This is a genomic window from Nocardia sp. NPDC003999, assembly GCF_053604885.1.
On record NZ_JBSGIB010000002.1, the window covers coordinates 458,210 to 475,264 of the forward strand.

The 17,055-nt window shown below is 69.8% G+C and carries 14 protein-coding genes; 8 read left to right on the top strand and 6 right to left on the bottom strand.

From position 1 onward, the window contains the following. The first annotated feature begins 107 nt into the window (after positions 1-107). Positions 108-725 (top strand): TetR/AcrR family transcriptional regulator, encoded by a 618-nt coding sequence (locus ACWESM_RS05940; protein WP_228829715.1) that lies wholly within the window; start codon positions 108-110, stop codon positions 723-725. 6 nt (positions 726-731) lie between these two features. Here ACWESM_RS05940 and ACWESM_RS05945 read toward each other — a convergent pair whose 3' ends face one another. Both ACWESM_RS05945 and ACWESM_RS05950 read right to left on the bottom strand, forming a co-directional pair. Beyond that, the gene (locus ACWESM_RS05945; protein WP_452491045.1) at positions 732-3,581 is read right to left on the bottom strand and encodes a sacsin N-terminal ATP-binding-like domain-containing protein; all 2,850 of its coding nucleotides are present in this window, start codon (positions 3,579-3,581) and stop codon (positions 732-734) included. A 44-nt stretch (positions 3,582-3,625) separates the two neighbouring features. Beyond that, positions 3,626-5,710 (bottom strand): DUF3027 domain-containing protein, encoded by a 2,085-nt coding sequence (locus ACWESM_RS05950; RefSeq protein WP_452491046.1) that lies wholly within the window; start codon positions 5,708-5,710, stop codon positions 3,626-3,628. Between the two features lie 17 nt (positions 5,711-5,727). Between ACWESM_RS05950 and ACWESM_RS05955 the strand changes: the two genes are divergently transcribed. The 3 genes from ACWESM_RS05955 to ACWESM_RS05965 all read left to right on the top strand — a co-directional run bounded on the left by ACWESM_RS05955 (position 5,728) and on the right by ACWESM_RS05965 (position 9,106). Further along, positions 5,728-6,501: a glutaminyl-peptide cyclotransferase gene (locus ACWESM_RS05955; protein ID WP_355074963.1), complete on the top strand. Its 774-nt coding sequence runs from the start codon at positions 5,728-5,730 to the stop codon at positions 6,499-6,501. A 92-nt stretch (positions 6,502-6,593) separates the two neighbouring features. Beyond that, a complete protein-coding gene (locus ACWESM_RS05960) occupies positions 6,594-8,528 on the top strand; it encodes an MFS transporter (protein ID WP_397275058.1) in 1,935 nt (644 codons plus the stop codon). Beyond that, complete coding sequence (locus tag ACWESM_RS05965) at positions 8,525-9,106, top strand: DUF2771 domain-containing protein (RefSeq protein WP_355074967.1); 582 nt, start codon at positions 8,525-8,527, stop codon at positions 9,104-9,106. The genes ACWESM_RS05960 and ACWESM_RS05965 overlap by 4 nt, the downstream gene beginning before the upstream one ends. A 256-nt stretch (positions 9,107-9,362) precedes the next feature. Here the strand turns inward: ACWESM_RS05965 and ACWESM_RS05970 are convergent, their stop codons facing one another. Beyond that, a complete protein-coding gene (locus tag ACWESM_RS05970; protein ID WP_039795090.1) occupies positions 9,363-9,782 on the bottom strand; it encodes a cold-shock protein in 420 nt (139 codons plus the stop codon). Between the two features lie 188 nt (positions 9,783-9,970). Here ACWESM_RS05970 and ACWESM_RS05975 point away from each other — a divergent pair, with 188 nt between their 5' ends. Further along, on the top strand, positions 9,971-10,213 hold the full coding sequence (locus tag ACWESM_RS05975; RefSeq protein WP_355074969.1) for a hypothetical protein: 243 nt from the start codon (positions 9,971-9,973) through the stop codon (positions 10,211-10,213). Between the two features lie 410 nt (positions 10,214-10,623). Then, positions 10,624-11,259: a resuscitation-promoting factor Rpf1 domain-containing protein gene (locus tag ACWESM_RS05980; protein WP_355074971.1), complete on the top strand. Its 636-nt coding sequence runs from the start codon at positions 10,624-10,626 to the stop codon at positions 11,257-11,259. 83 nt (positions 11,260-11,342) lie between these two features. Here ACWESM_RS05980 and ACWESM_RS05985 read toward each other — a convergent pair whose 3' ends face one another. Further along, the gene (locus tag ACWESM_RS05985) at positions 11,343-11,531 is read right to left on the bottom strand and encodes a hypothetical protein (RefSeq protein WP_040864798.1); all 189 of its coding nucleotides are present in this window, start codon (positions 11,529-11,531) and stop codon (positions 11,343-11,345) included. Positions 11,532-11,626: 95 nt separating this feature from the next. Between ACWESM_RS05985 and ACWESM_RS05990 the strand changes: the two genes are divergently transcribed. Further along, on the top strand, positions 11,627-13,921 hold the full coding sequence (locus ACWESM_RS05990; protein WP_355074973.1) for a helicase-associated domain-containing protein: 2,295 nt from the start codon (positions 11,627-11,629) through the stop codon (positions 13,919-13,921). Here the strand turns inward: ACWESM_RS05990 and ACWESM_RS05995 are convergent, their stop codons facing one another. Further along, entirely contained in the window at positions 13,922-14,452 is a 531-nt protein-coding gene (locus ACWESM_RS05995; protein ID WP_355074975.1) for an LppU/SCO3897 family protein, read from the bottom strand. Between the two features lie 295 nt (positions 14,453-14,747). Here ACWESM_RS05995 and ACWESM_RS06000 point away from each other — a divergent pair, with 295 nt between their 5' ends. Next, positions 14,748-15,575: a hypothetical protein gene (locus ACWESM_RS06000; protein ID WP_397275063.1), complete on the top strand. Its 828-nt coding sequence runs from the start codon at positions 14,748-14,750 to the stop codon at positions 15,573-15,575. 4 nt (positions 15,576-15,579) lie between these two features. Here the strand turns inward: ACWESM_RS06000 and ACWESM_RS06005 are convergent, their stop codons facing one another. Then, entirely contained in the window at positions 15,580-17,001 is a 1,422-nt protein-coding gene (locus tag ACWESM_RS06005; protein ID WP_397074130.1) for a M1 family metallopeptidase, read from the bottom strand. Positions 17,002-17,055 lie beyond the last annotated feature (54 nt).

The following is a 17,055-nucleotide window of genomic DNA, read 5'->3' on the forward strand; positions in this document are numbered from 1 at the left end:
CGATGCAGCGAACCACACAACTGGTCACTCGTCCAGTCCAGATTTTTTCCACCCTTGAATTGACTGCACGAGCCGTGGGCGCTTAACTCCCTTGGGTGTCCTCCCGATTGAGCGTCGAAGAACGACGGGCCCACCTTATCGAGGCCGCGATCGGCCTTGCCGAGAAAAAGGGTGTTGCGGGCGTGACCACGCGTGATGTCGCTCAGGCGGCCGGCGTCTCGCTCGGTGTGGTGCATTACTGTTTCGAAAACAAGGACGCGCTGATGACCGAGCTGGTCAAAGCGTTGTCGATGGAATTGCGCGATTCCGTCGACGCGAACGAAACGGTTTGGCAGGACGTCGGAAGTGGAAAAGAAGCCCTTCAAAAATTGATCCGCGCGGGTCTGGAACTGATGTGGCTGAACATTGAAGCCACTCCGGAACGACAGCTGCTCACTTACGAAACGACCACTTACGCGTTGCGCGAGGGCGAACAAACCCCGGCGAAACTCGCGATCGCGCGCGAGCAGTACAACTTCAACGACTCCACGGTCGCCGACATCCTGGAGCACGCGCGCGACGCGACCGGCAACACCTGGTCGGTCCCGGTGCAGACACTGAGCCGGTTCACGCTCAACGTCATCGACGGTGTGGTGCTGCGCTGGCTGGTTGACAACGACAGCGAGAGCGTGCGCGGACAGCTCGATCTGCTGAGCGAGATGCTCACGGGGTACGCGGCGCAGTAGCCGAGCTCAGCCACCCGGCCGCGGCGCGCGGACGTGCACGGCCGAGCCGGTCTGCCACCAGGGCACCGCGACCGTGGCCTCGATCGCGCCGCTCAACCGCACCGTCAGGTCGTGGTGTACGACCAGCTCGCCCGCTTGCGGCGGCAAAGCGAACAGCTGCCGCAGCACGACTCCCAGCGGCTCCGCTGCCCAGGTCGTGCGACGGCCGACGCTCACCACCTCGCCGGTGACGGCCTCCGACACCAGCCGCAGATCGAGCAGAGCCGCCAGAGACGAGGCCGTTCCGGCGTCGCCGACCACCAATCTATCCGGCGGCACCGCCAGGCCGAACCACGGTCGATCGAGGACGAACGCGTCTTCCGGATCGACCACGGCGCCGGTGAGCGCGCGCACGCGATCGGGTGGCCGCAGGTCGGCGAGGTCGAGCAGGCCGGCGGCGACAGCGGCGGCCAAGCGGGCATGAGTGCGGGAGACAACCTCCGGCGAGGGAGTTCTCGACGTGTCGGCGAGCGCCTCCAACAAAGCGGCGGCCAACTCGTCGGTGATCGTCGCGGGGTCGGCGAGAACCGCGCGACAAGCGTCCGGGTCGACGCCGGCGACGGCGAACGCCGGTAACAGACCGTCGAAGTCGGTGTCGGCGGGATGGCGCAGAAGTCCCAGCGGAGTGCCGTCGACCCGCGCGTATCGGCGCAACCACCACGCGGTGTAACCGTCGGCGTCGGTGAGCAGGCGGCGGGTGCGCGGCGACCCGGCCAACTGCCGCAACGCTTCCGGCCAGGCGGTGTCATCGATCAGGTCCAGGTCACGGACGGCGACCAGCTCGGGCGGATCGTCCGGAAGCGTGGACCACCAGTGCTCCTCGTCGTCCAGATCGTGGTCCGGACCGGTCGGATCGGCTTCGACGATCACACCGAAATCCCAGCCGACGCCGACGGCGCGCAGCGCGTCCGCGCCGTAGCGTTCGACCAGTTCTGGGTCGACGGTGCCGAACGGCGCATCGGGCACCAGCAGCTCGCGCAGCGGCGCGCCGGGCAGCAGCAGTTCGTCGGCGGGCCGCGAGTCACCTTCGGTGTCGGGCAATTCGAGCAGCCCCAGCCAGGAAGACAGGGCCTCCCGGTCGGCATGCGCGGCTAGACGCAGGATGGCATCAGCGGTGTCCGGGTCGCCCGGATGGTCCTCCAGATCGGCACGCAAGCCCGGGTCGGTCAGGAGATCCTCGGCGGTGGCCGACCGCGCGCCGAGCCGAGCCAGCAGGGGATGCGCGGCCTCCGGATGCGCCAGCCTGGCCCAGTGCAGCGGGATCGCGACCTCGAGCTGATCGTCCAGCACCACGGTGCGCGGCCCCGTGACGAGTCTGCCGTCGGCCAACGGCACCGCCAGCGCGCCCAACTCCTCCGCCGCGAGCGGATCCACCACGAACGGTTCGAGCGCCGCGTAGAACGATCGCCACCAACTCGGCGGCCGCTCCAAGCCCCCGGACAACTCCGCCAGCCGAGCCAAGCCGAGCCGGTGCACGTCCAGCGCGCCCATGGCCTCGGTGTGCGCCCGTCCGGAGAGGTCCGGGATCACCAGGGGACCGACCACTTCATCGAGCAGGTCGGCCAATTCCGCGGTCAGACCGGCCAAGACGTACGCGCGGGTGGGGACGGCGATGTTCCCCGCTTCGACGTCGGCGACGGCACCCGATTCTCGGCCCCGCAGTTCGTCGTCCGCACCGGGAAAGGCGGGAGTGCCCGATCCGAGGTGGTCCGCGGTCAAGGGCTCGGGATCGCCTAGGCCTTCCGGGTAGGCGTGCCGGCGGGTGGCGACTACCGGCAGCCAAGAACGCGTCTGCAATTCGCGCAGCAGCGCTTCGCGCAGCAGGCCATCGGCCTCGCTGCGAGCGAACCCGGGCGTTGGTACCAGCACGAGCCGGTCGCGTGGCGGAAGAGCACGAGCGAAATCCGCGTAGCCGCGGGCCAGTTCGCCGAGCCGCGCACCGGGCAGCAATCTGCGCCGATCCGGCTGCATCGGGATGTCGGCGATGAGCAAGGCGGGCAGGGACAGTTCCTCGTCCGATCTGGTCGGCGCGCGCAGCACATCGGGGGCGGCGGCCACCGGCCTGCCGTCACGCACCGGCAGCAACCAGCGGGCGCGCGGCGCGCGGTACTGCCACCAGGTGCGCTGTTCGCTGCCGGGGCCGTCGACATAGACCTCGTGCATACCGTCGCCCATGTCCTCGGCACTGCTGACGAATTCGTCCGTGCCGATCCGGATGCGGTGCAGGGCGGGCAGTTCCAGCAGCAGATCGACGGCTTCGGCGCGCATCGCGGCCAGCAGTGCGTCGGCGTCCACGTCCGCGCGCAGCCGCAGCACCACCTCGGTGTCGAGACCGTCCGCCGGTCGCGCCTCGATCGGCCAGGCCAACCGCAACACCGGTGCGGCGAATTCGCCCGCATCGACCGCAGGTAAACGGATCTCGTTGCGGTGCAGAGCGTTCCGGGTCTCGGCACGCGAGAACCACAGCGACCCGGAGGCCGACCGCAACTCGATGTCGTCGCTCACCGCGAGCACCGCGGTGAAACCGACACCGAATCGACCGACGGTCCCGCCGTCGGACTTCCCCGACGCGCGCAAGGCGGTGAGCGCGTGCACACCGGAGACGTCGAGCGGCGCACCGGTATTCCCGACGTGCAGGTCACGACCGTCCAGCCAGACCACGACAGCGCCGTCCACGCCCGCCCTGCGCGCGGCGTCGGCGGCATTCTGCGCCAACTCGGTCAGCAAGCGGTCCCGATAGCCCGCGCGCACCAGGTCGTTCTCGGTAGCGGCGTCCTCACGCAACCGCGTCGGCGAATCACGCCATGCGGCGAGCACCGCCGCTCGCAGCGCCGAAGTGCCGAACGGGTCGGCGGCGTCGCTCAGTTCCGCGGCGATGACCAGAACTCCGGCCGTGCCTCGGAACCCGGAGCATCAGCGATACCCGACTCGGATCGCGCGTCGGCGTCATCGGCGACCGGCGTAGCGGTGGGTTCCGGTGCGCCAGGCGTGTCCGTCTGGGACGACGATGCGGGCTCGTGCGCCTGCGACACGGCGTCGGAAGCCTCGGCCACATTCGGATCGGCTGCGACGGATTGCACCGGGGTCGACTCGACGGCCTCCGTCGTCGCGTCACTCGATCCGGCTGCTTCGCTCGACTCGACAGCGTCCGGTTCGGTCGCGCGCGCGTCGACGGCATATCGATCGTCAGAACCCGGCGACGCATCACCGCTCGTTACCCCGGGTGCACGTGATCCCGTCGTGCCCGACTCGGACTCCGCCGCACCGGCCTCGCGATCGGTCGCCACCGCGGGACGCGTGGCGGCATCGGCGTTTTCCGTATCGGCCGGCGTGACATCCGAACCGCTTTCACCGGCGTCCGCCGCTTCGTCCGTTCCGAGAGCCGGACCGGTGGCTGCGTCGTCCGTCGCCACGCTCGGCTCATCCGCGACCGTCCCGGCAGAGGCGGGCTCGTGGCCGGTCGGTGCTTCGGCGGCATCGTCCACGCTCGGCGTCGCACGCACGGCGGGCGGGATGCTCGATTCGGTGAACGCGGCGGCGGCGTCGATTTCGCCGACCTCGGCGGCGCTGACCTCGACGAACTCGACCACATCGCGGTGCGTAGCCGCCGTGCTGCCCGCGGGCTGGGCGGTCGCGCCCGAGCCCTCGACGGTGGTGCTTTCCTCCGAGGCGGCGGTGTCCTCCGTCGCCTCGTCACCTTCGACAGCCGCGAGTGCTTCCGCGATGCCGGAATGCTCGCCGCCGGCGGCGATCGCGGCGGCGTCGTCTTGGGCGAAGACCGCATCTCGAGCGACGACCGGGTTCTCGGTCACCGCAGCGTTCTCGGCGACCTCTTCGTGCCCGATCGCCGCGGTTTCCTCGATCACCGCGGCGCGCTCACCGAGTGCGGCATCCTGGCGGAACGCGGGATCGCCGGTCGTGGCGGTGGTCTCGGACCGGTCCTCCGGCGCGATGGCAGCTTCCCCGGAAACCGCAGGAGCCCGCACGTCCACAGCCTTCTCGACGACCGCGGCACCCTCGCCGGTCGAGACGTCTTCAGCAGGCGCAGCGGCCACGGCGGCATCCCCGGCCACGGCTGCGCCTTCGGCGACTCCCGGGTCGGCGGCCACCGCGACATTCTCGGCGGCCGCACCGTGCGGATCGATGTCCTCGGTTGTCGGCGCTTCGTCGGCGCCCTGCGGGGCCACGCGAGAGTCGGCGGTTTCGAGCGAGATCACCTCTATGGCCGCGTCGTCGTACGCCTCGAACAGCGGCGACCCGTTACCGGCTGGAACCTCGGTATCCGAGTGCGCGCCGCAGCCGTAGGCGACGTGGACAACGCGCCCGTCCGCGCCCATGGCATTGCCGCAGACACCGAACGCGGCGCGCAGCGACCCGGCGAGTGGCAGATAGAAGCCGCAGGTCCCGCAGGTGGCGGGCGCGGCCTTGGCCATCTCCGAGTCGGGTCCGTGTTCGGTGTACCACCGCTCGGCGGCCTCTTCGCGGCCTTCCCTGCTCATCACCTTGGTACGGCCGAGACCGACCTCGTAGGCCACCTCGTCCACCACCGGATCGCCGGTCGCGACGTAGCCCGGCACCAGGCGTGGGTCGTCGGCGGGCGGGGCGAGCAGGTCCCCTGGCGCGAGATCCCCGGGGCGGACGCGCTGCTCCCAGGGCACGAACTCGGGCGCGACCAAGGCATCGGGCCCGGGCAGCAACGCGGACTCGCTGACCGTCGCGTGGTCGGCGTCGGGCGGGGCGGCCACCACGACCGCCCACTGCCACCCGCGGTAACCGGGGAGCGTGGCCTCGAATCGGTGGGTCGCCGCACTCTCGTCCTCGGCGATCACGCCGAGGTGCGCGCCGACGGCCGACGGTTCCAACTCCAGGAGCGCACGGCGGGCCAAATCGACGGCATCGGCCAGAATCGGCCGCACGCCGGACTCCGAAACAGAAACTGCGCTCACGGCCTACATTTTGCCGTATGGAACGCAATCGGCGTGCGTTGGCCATCAGTGTGCTGGTCGGTCTGCTCATCGTGGGTGGATGCGGCGGCGTAGCGGACCAGGCACCCAGCATGAACATCGAGGTGATCGCCACCCGGCCGCACGATACGAAGGCGTTCACCCAAGGCCTGGAGGTCGACGGCGACGTGCTCTACGAGGGCACCGGGCTGGTCGGCGCGTCCGGCGTGCGCGCGTCCCGGCTCACGACCGGGGAGGAGTTGGCCAGAACTGAGTTGCCCGCCCCGTACTTCGGCGAGGGCATCACCCTCGCCGGCGCCACGCTCTGGCAGCTGACCTGGCACGACGGCGTGGCCATCGCCCGTGACCCGGCGACGCTCGCCGAACGCGGCCGGGTGAGCTACGACGGCGAGGGCTGGGGTCTGTGCGCCGGAAACGGACGGCTGGTGATGAGCGACGGCACCGACCGCCTCACCTTCCGTGATCCGGTCACCTTCGCCCCTACCGGCTCGGTCGAGCTCGACAGTCACCACGGCGCACGCCTCAACGAGCTCGAATGCGCGGCGGACGGGTCGGTCTACGCCAACGACTGGCCCACCGACACGATCCTGCGCATCGACCCGGACTCCGGCGCCGTGCTGGCGACCGCCGACGCCGCCGGTCTGCTCCCCGCGACCGCACGGGCAGGCGCCGACGCCCTCAACGGCATCGCCCAACTGCCCGGCACCGACCGGTTTCTGATCACGGGCAAGAACTGGCCGACCATGTTCGAGGTCCGCTTCGCCCCCGCCTGAGCGTGATCGCGGGTCGCGACGACGATCGCTTTCCGCCGCCACCCCGGAGCGCGCGTGAACACCCGGCCCGAGAGTGCGCCAGAATTGGAGTCGTGACTACTCCCCGCGAACCTTCCGGTCCCGACCGTGATCGGCGGGAAGGCGAGGAGGTCCCGCCGTTCGATCGGCATCCCGGTTTCGACCGATATCCGCCACCCAATGGGCCGCGGCGCCGCAGGCCGCTACCACCGCTCGGACCGGGATCCGGACGCGCCGCCGAGCGTCATGACCAGCCGGGACCGCCGCCGAGCCCGCGACGCGACCCGCCACGGCCCGCGCAGCCTCCGCCCACCAAGCCGCTCCCGGTCGGGCCCGACGCCGAGCAGCCGAAGGCCTCCGGCCGCGCGGCTCGGCACGTCTTCCCGCACCGTCCGGAGCCGCCCCGGTACAGCGAGACACCGGCCCCCGCCGAAGGCGACCATCCCGAGACCGCCGCGCAGGATCAGGGCCGGCAACCCGAGAGCCCCGATGCCGCCGGCGCGCGGCGGATGCCACGCAAACTCACGGTCACCCGCGTGGCCGCCATGCGCGGCAGGGAACTCACCGAGAAAGGCATCGCGACCTTCCAGCGCGCGGCCAAGGCCGACGGCGCGGACAAGTCCGGCCTCACGGCGCTCACCTACGCCACCATGGCGAACTTCGCCCTGGACGCCGCCATCGCGGTGGCACTGGCCAACACCTTGTTCTTCGCCAGCGCCACCGCGGAGAGCAAGACGAAAGTCGCGCTGTACCTGCTGATCACGATCGCGCCGTTCGCGGTGATCGCCCCGCTGATCGGACCGCTGCTCGATCGCCTGCAGCGCGGTCGCCGCCTCGCGCTGGCGACGTCGTTCGCGGTGCGCGCGGTGGTCGCGGTGGTGCTGGTCTTGCAGTTCGACACCTGGGCGCTGTATCCGCTCGCGCTGTGCATGATGATCGGCAGCAAATCGTTCTCCGTGCTCAAGAGCGCGGTCACGCCCCGGGTGCTGCCGCCGGACATAGATCTGGTCCGCACCAACTCCCGCCTCACGGTGTTCGGGCTGGTCGGCGGCACCATGGGCGCCGGAGCGCTGGCCGGGTCGGCCGCGGCGATCGCGGGCTCCAACGGCGCACTGGTCTTCGCGGCGCTGATCGCTTGCGGGGGGACGTATCTGAGTCTGCGCATCCCCTCCTGGGTGGAGGTGACCGAGGGCGAGGTGCCGGCGACGTTGAGCTATCACGGCGCCGACGCGCGCACCGAGGTGCTCTCGTCCGGCGCGGAGTCGTCGATCCCGCCGCGCAAGCGCAGGCAACCGCTCGGCCGCGCCGTGGTGACCGGGCTCTGGGGCAACAGCGCCATTCGTGTCCTGACCGGGTTCCTCACCTTCTATGTCGCGTTCGTCGCCAAAGCGACAGAACACCGGCCCGCGCAGCAGGCCCTCATGCTCGGTGCGGTCGGCGCGGCCGCGGCCATCGGCAATTTCGCGGGCAATGCGACGGGCGCCCGGCTGAAACTCGGCAAGCCGTCGCTGGTCGTGCTCGGCTGCACGGCGGCGTGCGCGCTGGTGGCGCTGTTCGCGACGTTCGCCGACAACCTCCTCGGCGCGGCGACCGCGGCCCTGGTGGCGGCGGGGACGAGCGCGCTGGCCAAGGTGTCGCTGGACGCCTCGATCCAGGACGACCTGCCGCCGGAGTCGATCGCCTCCGGCTTCGGGCGGTCGGAGACCGTGCTGCAACTGAGCTGGGTCGTCGGCGGTGCGGCCGGTGTGCTGCTGCCGACCGACTACTGGAAGGGCTTCGCGGTGGTCACCGTGATACTCGTCCTCGGCTTGGTGCAGACTTTCCTCAGCTTCCGAGGCCACTCGCTACTGCCCGGCCTCGGCGGCAACCGTCCCCAGCACGCGGAGCAAGAGGTGCCGACGACCCGGCCGCACGGATATCCGGCGAGCGCGCCTCGGGCGGAGGACCCGGCGCCGCGCGACGGTGACGCCGAACGCTTTCGACGAGGGCAAGGAGACCCGATCTGGTGAGCAAGCTCAACGCACGCACGATCGCCGCGCTGGCCGCGGTCGCACTGCTCGTGCTCACCGTCGCCTTCGTGGGCGTGCTGGCGGTGCTGGTCCACGACGCCGAGAAGCCCGACGTCACACTCACCGCCTACGCACACGGCAAGACGGTCACCGTGCGGCCGTTCAGCTACTGCTCGGTGACTATGCAGGACTGCAGCATCCTGCCCGAGGACAATGTCCCCGGCACGGTGTTCACGACGCTGAATTGCGGGCCCGACACGCCGGATTGCCACCGTGGCCGCACCGTCGACCTGGAAGTGCCCGCCGGTTACCCACTGCAGCTGTCGCTTCCGAAGAAGGTCGCCGACGCGCCTTGGCTCGCACAATTGGTCTACCTTTTGCCGAACGGCGAGAAAGTCGACCAGGTGATCAGCCGCAACGACTACCCGGACCGGGCCTTCGCCCTCACCATCGATTCCAAACCGGAGCCGGACCTGCGCCTCATCGGCGTGGAGTTCCAGCTGCCGATCCTCGCCCGCGACGAAACGGGCCGGGAGTTCTACGTGCCGCACGCCACCTGGTCGATCAGCACGGCGTAGCGAGTCTCGGACGCAACGTCTTTCGCCGACTCCGCAGACGCCGGTGCGCGTTCCGAGCGCACGGCGCCTGCACGGTGGCCGGGCAGGACTCGCCCGAAACCCGCTGCGGGTCGGATGAATCCACCGATGGACGGCCACGAACGATCGGCGTCAGAAGTCCGGCAACCGGGCTTCCCTCGACCTCCGCGGCCCCAAAACGCCTACCTCGAGTGAATTCGGCCCGACGGCCGCCCGGATGAAGCGAAATCGAGCGGAATCAGTGGTCCAGTTCGCGCGCCACCGCGCGGACGACTTCCGAGATGCGCTGCGCCGTCTTGCGATCCGGGTACTTGCCCTTACGCAGGTCCGGCTGCACCTTCGCCTCGAGCAAGGTGATCATGTCCTCGACCATGCCGTGCAGCTCGTCCGGCGTGTGCCTGCGCGCGGCAGGCTCCTTGCGCGCGTTGCGTTCCTGGCCCTGCCGGACCGACGGCGGCGCCTCGAGCAGCTTGAGGCTCAGCGCCTGGGGGCCGCGACGGCCTGCGGCCATGCCGAATTCGACGCGCTGGCCGGGCTTGAGGCCCTCGACGCCCTGGGGCAGCGCGGACGAGCGCACGTAGACGTCCTCACCCTCGTCCTGGGAAAGGAAGCCGAAGCCCTTTTCGACGTCGTACCACTTCACCCTGCCGGTCGGCACTGCGCTCACCCGTTCATCATCGAAAACTCGGACCCCTACGGCCCGAGCACATCCGTCTACCGGGCCGGTCGCGCGACCGGCCCTTTTCCTGTGCGAAAAGAACGCGCCCAGCAGGATTGCAGGACGCGATTGCTATCGAGTCTACCCCGGTGCGAATAACGCAAGCACATCAGTTTTACCGTCGAACCGTGACGAACCCTTCCGCTCCGACCCCGCCCGGCGGCGCCCCACGGCGGCGCGGCGACTGGTTGCTGCAACTCGCGCTCTCCGTGTTCGCGCTGGGATTGCTGGCTATCGTCGCGATTTTCGCGATCCCCTTGCTGACCGACGGCGAGCCGGGGCTGTGGCTCTACTTCGGGGCGATGCTCGCGCCGCTGGGGTTCGTGCTCGCGCTCGTCTTCGCGCTGCGCTCGGGCCGCCGGTCGCGCTGAAGCGGAGTGATCATCTCCGATCCGACACCGAACCGGTTACCCGATGCGATCGTTACCCACTCCAGTGTGTGATCCTCATCACATTACGAGTAGATCACGAAGCGGTGACGACCCGCCGCGGGTGCGGCCGCGGCGCCTCTAGCTGCATGAAGCCTCCTCCCCGGTCCGATATCGCGTCGAGACCCGTTGGTACACGCCGGTTACCAAATAGTGATTTTTCCCGCGGTTCGTCGTACGGTCTTATCCAGCCGGGGCACCCCCGGCGACCACCGGCCCGCCGCACCGAGCCTCGCCCCGCGGGTACCGGATCCCCCGACGGAAACGTAGGGGCGAGGGCGGAACGGACGACCTCTCAGTCCGAACCAGAACCGAAGATGTCGCAGGTGCGTCGAGAGGAAGACGAACCCGATATGAGTGGACGCCATCGCAAGCCAAGCTCGACCGGACGCACGGTAGCCAAGGTTGCCGTGACCGGAGCCATCATCGGCACCGCCGGTGTGGCCTTCGCAGGCAACGCCAGCGCGGCACCCGACTCCGACTGGGATCGACTCGCTCAGTGCGAGGCCGGCGGCAACTGGGGCATCAACACCGGCAACGGTTTCCAAGGCGGGCTGCAGTTCTCGCCCAGCACGTGGCGCGCCCACGGCGGTCAGGAATACGCCGCCAGCGCCAACCAGGCCAGCCGTGAACAGCAGATCGCGGTCGCCGAGAAGGTGCTCGCCTCGCAGGGTTGGGGCGCTTGGCCCTCCTGCTCCTCGAAGCTGGGCCTGAGCAGCGCGCCGAGCCCGCGCTCCGCGCCCGCCACCGCCGAGACCCCGCGCTGGAACCCCGCGCCGCAGCTCGCTCAGTCAGCGCCTGCCGCGCCTGCCGACACGCAGCAGATCTTCTCGGCCGTCGACCGCGCTCTCGAGGTCGTGCAGAGCCAGGGCGTCCAGGTGCCCAAGGAAGCTCTCGACTTCTTCAACGCCGCCAAGTCCAGCGGAGTCACCCTCGACCCCGCGATCGTGAACTTCTACGAGGCGAACAAGGGTCTGCTCCCCTCCTGACCCGAAGGCTTCAGCAAGAAGGGCCCCGCATCAACGTGGATGCGGGGCCCTTCTCCGTAGCCGAGAACGTTCCGGTCGCGCGCTCAGCGGTTGATCACCGTGTTCGGGTGCATGTAAGGCAACTGCTCAGCCGGGACCGGGAACTCGGTGTCCTCGCCGTAGGGCGAGAGACCACCGGATCGGGCCGAAGAGAGCTCGGTGACCGCGGGGTCACCGTCGGCGACCTTCGGCCAGCCGTTGTCGACGTAGGATTTCTTCGATTTGTTCACCACGGCCCCATGCTAGCCCGGCCGCTCAACCAGGATGCGCCGCAGCCCGTAGCTCCGGACGTCGGCGGGCGATCGCCCAGCATCGTAGGCTGGATCGGATGACCGTGACCGACTCCCTTGCCGGATGGCTCGGTGCCCGCAGTGATGCCCAGCTCGTGACGCTGCTGCAGCTTCGGCCCGACCTGGCCGTCCCGCTGCCCTCCGCCATGGCCGTGCTCGCCGCCCGCGTCGAACAGCGCGCGTCGGTGCTGCGCGCCACGGAGGACTTGAACACCCTCGAATTCGCCATCGTGGAAACCCTTGCGATGCACGGGGTGACGCGCACCGACGGCGGCACGCTGCGCCGCGCCGAGTTGCATGTGCAATTGAGCGAACGGGTGCCGGCCGCCGCGATCGATGAGGCGCTGGAGCGGCTGACCGCTCGCGCGCTGGTCTGGATCGACGCCGAGCAGGGACTGCACCTGATTCCGGCGGCCGCCGAGGCGTTGCCGTGGCCGATCGGCACCGCGACCGAGATCCCCGACGCGCTCACCGAACCCGAGGTGGTCGCGGCGCTGCCCGAGCTGCCGCCCGCCGAACGGTCCCTGCTGGACAAGTTGGCCGCGACAGGGCCTCGTGGCCGCACCAAGGACGCCGCACCGGGCACTCCGGCCGAGCGGCCGATCCAGCGGCTGCTGGCGCGCAGGCTGCTGCACCGGATCGATGACGAGACCGTCGAACTCCCGGTCACCGTCGGCCAGGTGCTGCGAGGGGAACCGGTCACCCACCCGCATGCCCTGACGCCGCCGCGACCGGAGCCGGCGAAATACCCGCCCGCCGATGTGAACGCGGTCGCGGCGGGCGAGGTCGGCGAGCTGCTGCGGCACTGCGCGGCCGTGCTCGAGGTGCTCGGCCATGCCCCGGCTCCCGCGTTGCGCGCGGGCGGCCTGGGCGTGCGCGAGCTGCGCCGCATCGCCAAGCAGGTCGGTGTCGACGAGCCGAGGGCGGGTTTGCTGGTCGAGCTGCTGGCGGCCGCGAAATTGATCGAGAAGGGTTTGCCGGACCCGCCACCGGACTTCGAGACGACCGACGACTTCTGGGCGCCGACGCCACTGGTGGACGCCTGGCTGGAAGCGCCGCCCGCCCGGCGCTGGGCCGCCCTCGGACTGACCTGGCTCGAATTGGATCGGATGCCGTGGATGATCGGCATGCGCGACGCCAACGACAAACCGCTGGCCGCGCTGTCGCTGGAACTGCGCACCCCGACCGCGCCGCGCGACCGGCACGCGATCCTCGCCCTGCTGGCGGAATATCCGTCCGGCACCGCGCTGGCCCCAACGGAAATCGGCCGGGTACTGGCCTGGCGGCAGCCGCGCAGGCGCAGGAATTTCCGGCCGGAGGTGGTCGAACAGACGCTGGCCGAGGCGGCGGCGCTCGGGTTGATCGGCCGCGGCGCGCTCGGCTCGGCGGCGCGGGCGCTGCTGCACGCGGCGCCGACCAGCGTGGCCGACGCCGAGGCGGAGATGGAGGCGGCGCTGCCGGAGCCGGTGGACCACGTGCTGGTGCAAGCCGATCTCACGGTGATCGCACCCGGCCCGTTGACCACCGATCTCCAGCGTCGCGTCGCCCTCGTCGCCGACGTCGAATCCGCGGGCGCCGCAACGGTATACCGGATCGGAGAGTCCTCGGTGCGGCGCGCGCTGGACGCCGGGCTGACGGCGGCGGAGCTGCACGCGCTGTTCGCCGCGCATTCCCGGACGCCGATCCCCCAGGCACTGACCTATCTGATCGATGACGTGGCCCGGCGTCACGGCCAGTTGCGCGCGGGTATGGCCCAGTCGTTCATCCGCAGTGACGACCCGGCGCTACTGGCCCAAGTACTGTCCGCGCCGGTGGCGAGCGCGCTGGCGCTGCGATCCATCGCCCCGACCGTCGCCATCGCCCAAGCGCCGCTCGGCGAACTGCTCGAGCAGCTGCGCGCGGCCGGTTTCGCACCCGCGGGTGAGGACTCGAGCGGCGCGATCGTCGATCTGCGGCCGCGGGGCGCGCGGATCTCGGTGCGGCCCGTCGCACGGCAGCCGTATCGGCCGACACCGCCCAGCACCGAACAACTCGAACTGCTCGTCACGGAATTACGCGCGGGCGAACGCGCCGCCAGTGCCCGGTCCGGTCAAGCGGTACGCACGGACGGCACGCGGACCAATACCGCCGCCACCCTCGCCCTGTTGCAGCTCGCGGCGCGGGTGCGACGGTCGGTGAACATCGGCTACGTCGACGCCCAAGGCGTCGCTTCCCAACGGGTGGTGGAGCCGTTGAAGGTGGGCAACGGGCAGCTGGACGCGCTGGACCCGGTCACCGGCGCGGTCCGGCACTTCACGCTGCACCGGATCGCGTCGGTTGCCCTGCTGGAATGATCAGCCCTTGGGCTTGGCGGTGCAGAAGGTGACCTTCGGGTCCGTTTCGATGAGGCGGAAGCCGTCGGCGTCCTGGTCGCACAGCAATTCGTCGGCCTTGCCGTCGATCCGCTTCAGCACCTTGAAGGTGGCGTCCGAGGCAGCGCAGTCGACGTGCTTGTATCCGGTCGTGCTGCTCTCGTTGTAGCAGCTGCCTTCCTTGAAGTTCGGGGCCAGGCACAGGAAGGCGGTGGTACCGCCGGCCAGGGTCTCCTCGTAGGAGGTGTAGTCGGCGGCGCAGTCGGTCTTCTTGTCGTAGGACTGCGCGACCTTGTACACGGCTTTGTCCGACGAGCAGTCGACCGGTTCGGTCTTGGAGTCGACCGCCGAGCCCTCGATGACGTTGATGCAGTCGCCGGCCTTGGCCTTGGCGGTGTCCGACTTACCCGCGTCCTCGATCAACGAACAGCCGGCCACCGTGACCACCACCGCGGCCACCGCGACGAGGGCGAGCACGATCCGTGCCAGCAACCTCGCTCCTGGAAACTTCACCTGAAAACCTCTCTCACCGAAACGTTCACGTGCTCGTGAACGCGGTGAGGATACCCGCACGACCTGAGCGGCCGCATCAGCCCGCGGGCGACCTGGCACGGGGGCGGCCTAGATGCTGTGCGTGCCGTACAGCCCCATGAGCGCGTAACCGAGGATGCTGGGGAGCAGACGGCCGAGCAAGAAGAACGCAGAGTAATTCACTAGCAACGCCTTTCGCGTATTCCATGCAACTGGACTCTTGTCCGGTATGCGGAGTGTGTCGTCGCCCGAGACCGAGTCGTTACGCTTGGGCAGTATGACGGTCGAGGACGTCGCACGCGACCTGTACGGGTTGGCGCCCGCGGATTTCGTCGCGGCGCGCGCCGACCGGGCGGCCGCCGCGAAACAGTCGGGTGACAAGCAACTGGCGGCCGCCATCGGCAAGCTGCGTAAACCCACCCTGACCGCGTGGGCGGCGAACCTGCTGTCCAGGGCGGCGCCCGAGGACGTGGCCGCCCTGCTGCGGCTGGCCGCCGCGCTGGCCGCCGCGCAGCGAAAACTCTCGGCCGAACAGCTGCGCGAGCTGACCGCGCAGCGCCAGCAACTGGTCAACGCCCTCGCCAAGAAGGCGGGGGCGCTCGCCGCCGAACACGGGCATCCGGTCGGCGAGAACGTCGTCCGGGAGATCGGCCAGACCTTGACCGCCGCACTCGCCGATCGGGACGTAGCCGATCGGCTGCGTGCCGGAACACTCGCTACGGCCGCGAGCTACGAAGGCTTCGGACCGAGTGGACCGGGTCTGCTCGCGGTGCCCGAACGGGCCACGCGGCCCGGACGAGCGGCCGTGCGGCAGCCCGACGACAGCGCGCGCCGAGAACTGCGGGAGGCCGAGGAGGCGCTCGAAACCGCCCGTGCCGAGGAGGATTCGGCCGGAGCCGCGTTCGAAGAAGCGACCGGAGAACTGTCCTCGGCCGAGGAACGCGTCGCCGCGCTGCGCGACGAGCTCGAGCACGCCGAACAGCAGCGGCAGTTCCGCAAGTCGGCCGAGCGGTCGGCGAAGGACGAGTTGCACGCGGCGCGCCGTCAGGTGGAGCGAGCCGAACGCAGGCTGGCGAAGGCCAGGCAGCGCGCCGGGGACGACTGACGGGTCAGCTGCGCAGGACGCCCGGAAACAGGTACTCCTCCGGCGGCGGCGCGGTGGTGTTCAGCCACGCGTGGAAGAACCCGGTCAGGTCCATGGGTGAGCGGGACTGCACGAAAGCGCGGAATTCCGGCATCGAGGCATTGCCGTAGGCATGCGCGGCGAGGAAGTCCCGAACAGCCGCGAAGAACACCTCGTCGCCGATCTGCTTGCGCAGCGCGTGCAGGAACAGCGGGCCACGGTAGTAGACGGAGGTGAACTCCTTTCCCACGCCGGGGTCCTCCAACGGGATGTTCCAGTACTTCTCACTGTCGCGGTATTTGCGGATGGTCTCGCGGTACTGGTCGTCGACGTTCTTGCCGTCCATCCGCTCCGGCCACAGGTAGTCGGCGGTATAGCTGGCGAAGCATTCGTTCAGGCAGATGTCCGACCACCGGCGTATCGACACCCAGTCGCCCCACCACTGGTGCGCGATCTCGTGCACGACAGTCTGCAGATCGATCGACGGCGCGTAGAGCGGGCGGGTCTGGGTCTCCAGCGAGAACGTGATGCCCGCGTCCACGTGGATGCCGCCTGCGGCCTCGAACGGGTAAGGGCCGTAAATCTTTTCGGCGAAGTCGAGGATCTCCGGCAGGCGCTGTTCCAGCTCGCGCTGATCCTGCTCCACATTCGGGGCGAACGCGCTGATCAGCGGAATGCCGTTGGCCCTGCGCTGCTCGAGGTAGTCGAACTTGTCGATCGCGACCGTGGTCAGATAGCCGACCACCGGCTTGGCGTTGAACCAGCGGACCGTCCGCTTGTCGCCGCGCACCACGTCCTCGATGCGTACGCCGTTGGAAATCACCTCCCACTCCGCGGGAACGGTGGCGTTCAGGCTGAACGTGGCCTTGTCCAGCGGAGTGTCGTTGAGCGGGTACCAAGTCGTCGCCGAGTGCGGCTCACCGGCGACGAACGCGCCGCCGCTGGGTGCGAAGGTCCACCCCTCCCCTTCGGCGTTCACCGCGGGGCCCGCGTAGTCGACCGTGACGGTGAACGGCAGGCCTGGCAGCAGCGGCAACGTCGGCGTGACGGTCAACTCGTGCTCGCCGTTGCGGTCGAAGTCGGCGGGCAGCCCGTTCACCGCCACCTCGCGCACATCGGGCCCCGCGTAATCGAGGTTGAACACGCGCAGGGGCTGGGTGGCGTGCGCGGTGATCGTGGTGGTGCCTGCCAGTTTCCGGCTGGGCGGGTCGTAGTCGATGCCGACGTCGTAGTGCTGGACGTCGTAGCCGCCGTTGCCGTCGAGCGGATAGTACGGATCGCCCAGGCCCGGCGCGCCGACCAGTGGGTCCGGGGGCGGCTCCGCGTGCGCGGGCACCTGAGACACCGCGGCGAACACACACGCGACCGCGGCGCACATCCGGCCGGACAACCACATACGGACAACCACCCCTTTCCACCCCGCCTCTCGCCGGTACCGGCGCACCGACTTCGCTGGATGGTA

Excerpts from the sequence above, each read along its gene's own strand:
- ACWESM_RS05955 (WP_355074963.1), top strand. The coding sequence starts at position 5,728 with ATGGAACGCAATCGGCGTGCGTTGGCCATCAGTGTGCTGGTCGGTCTG.
- ACWESM_RS05980 (WP_355074971.1), top strand. The coding sequence starts at position 10,624 with ATGAGTGGACGCCATCGCAAGCCAAGCTCGACCGGACGCACGGTAGCC.
- ACWESM_RS05990 (WP_355074973.1), top strand. The coding sequence starts at position 11,627 with ATGACCGTGACCGACTCCCTTGCCGGATGGCTCGGTGCCCGCAGTGAT.
- ACWESM_RS06000 (WP_397275063.1), top strand. The coding sequence starts at position 14,748 with ATGACGGTCGAGGACGTCGCACGCGACCTGTACGGGTTGGCGCCCGCG.